This is a genomic window from Gemmiger gallinarum, from assembly GCF_014982805.1.
Classification (GTDB): domain Bacteria; phylum Bacillota; class Clostridia; order Oscillospirales; family Ruminococcaceae; genus Gemmiger; species Gemmiger gallinarum.
In genome coordinates, this window is record NZ_JADCKC010000008.1 from 1 (window position 1) to 2,012 (window position 2,012).

A 2,012-nucleotide genomic window follows, 5' to 3' on the forward strand; every position below is an offset into this window, starting at 1 on the left:
ATTGGGGCTTCTGCTATGCTCGGTTCCCTTATATCAAGGGTGGGTTCACATGACCACCGCGGCTGTGAAAGCGAGGCACGCATGGCAGTCCAGCAAGATGAGTATGAACGTATCCTGAATCCGTGAAGCCGGCGCCGACACTTTCCCTATCACCGCCAGCGAGCACTTTTTGATCATTCGCCCCGTGCAAGTTGGCTTTCGCAAGCCCGTTATTGCCAAAACCCACCGTGCTGATCGGTGCTGACGGCCCGTTTTGTCATGCCTTTCCACCCGCCAGGCACGACATATCTGGCGATCGCGTGTCGCTTGGAACTGCTTGTGGATAGAGTGTCGCCGATTGACGGTCAGCATGGCGTTCCTCGTGGATAACGCAGTCGGCTCCGCAGCGTCTTGAGCACCGTCATGCGCCCGATATCCTGCCCGACGTCGAGGATGATCTGCCGTGCCTTGTGAATCACGAGAGCCGCACGGTGCACCAACTCTTGTAGCACGGTGCGCAGCCGGCGCCGCTTGGCCGGGTGGCGAACCGGGCTCAGCTCGCCGGTCATGCCCAGCTGTCCCATCAGGCGCAGGATGTTGTAGGCCAACTGGGCGAGATGCAGGATCAGATCGTTGGTGGCGAACTTGCCGGACGGCAAGCGCTCCAGGTCGAGATCGGTCTTGATCTCGCTGTGAAACTGCTCATGGGTGGCATGCGCCTGGTAGCGCTTGATCACCGCCTCCGGCGCCTCGTCCAGGCTGGTCCACCAGCCTTCCAACTCATAGTCCGGTTCGAGCAGCAACTGGCCATCGCGATCGGCGGTGCGCTCTACCAGGCGCATCACGCGTTGGACGACGTATTCGGTCTTGTTGTCGTCGTGGATCGAGACGGTCTGCGGCCACAGCGCCTGGCGCTTGCCAGGACGCAGCTCTTCCCAGTAGTCCGCCGCCACCGCCAGCCAGGTATCTCGATCAGCCGTGGCCGAGCCGCGCGGGTTCCATTTGACGACATAGTCGAGCCGGCGCCCCTCGTCGGCAAAGACCTGGCGTTGCTGTTCGAGAAGCGCCAGGTGCGCCTGGCTGTCGAAGCCGCTGTCCTCGCGTAACAGGATCGGTTGCCTGGTCAGGCATTGGGCGCGAGGCAGTACCCGCTCCAGGAAGGCGTTGCTCTCCTTCATGGTGTGCTGCTTGCCAGGCCGCAGTTCCAGACCCAGGCACCACCCTTCGTTGCCCAGATAGGCGGCGATCGGGGTGTAGCCATCGACCTTCTGGTAGGTCCGCGAGACGCCTTCCTTCTTCGAGTTGCTGTTGTCCATGACGAAGGTGTCGATGTCCAGGCAGACGTGCGTCGTCTCGGCGGTGATCGGTGCTTCGATCAGTGACAGCAGGGTCGTGGACCAGGTGGCGGTGCGCGCCTGCAGGTCGTTGGCGGCAAGTTTCTCCAGCCGCTGTCGCAGCGTCGCCGCGCTCGGCACCTTCTGCAGGGTCAGCAGTTGTTGGAAGGGCTTGTCGCGGCGGAAGTTTTCGATGGCATCATAGTCGCTCATGCCCAGACACAGCAGGCCCAGGTAGCTCTTGACCACGTCGCTGGTGCGCATGCCCAGCGTGGTGGGGAAGCGGCCGTCGATGCTGTCGACGCCAGCGATCTCGAAGCATTGCCCGATGATGGACAGCCCGGCGTGGCTGGTGAGGGTGCGGCGACTGGCGCGGAACTTTATGTTGGGCATGGCACTGTCTGGGTGAATGGCGATAATGGCTATATTGCCATGCAGGTCAGTGGGTTAGAAGTGCTTCCGGGGGCCGGTCTCACGGATTCAGGTATAAGTTTGCGGAGCAAGGAGAGAGTCTGGCGTTGGACAGGGTTGAGGTTTTTCTTAATCTCAATCAGCTCCTCAACAGAATGCTCCTCCAAGAAATTGAAGTGGCTACCCAGCAATCCACAGATGCCATCCGACAATTGAATCTCTATGCAATCTCGGGAGTCCACGAAGGAATATTCTACGAACCTTCCCTTGTATCCAATCTGAGTGTTC

2 protein-coding genes are annotated in these 2,012 nt (G+C 60.4%); one reads left to right on the forward strand and one right to left on the reverse strand.

Translation table 11 applies throughout. The features are described 5' to 3' along the window. Positions 1-344: 344 nt before the first annotated feature. Positions 345-1,706 carry an IS1380 family transposase gene (locus INF35_RS13605; protein WP_193503371.1) on the reverse strand — a complete coding sequence of 454 codons (1,362 nt, stop codon included), beginning with the start codon at positions 1,704-1,706 and terminating at the stop codon, positions 345-347. Between the two features lie 125 nt (positions 1,707-1,831). Here INF35_RS13605 and INF35_RS13720 point away from each other — a divergent pair. Continuing rightward, on the forward strand, positions 1,832-2,012 hold a 181-nt coding region (locus INF35_RS13720; protein ID WP_207728335.1), incomplete at its 3' end, for a hypothetical protein.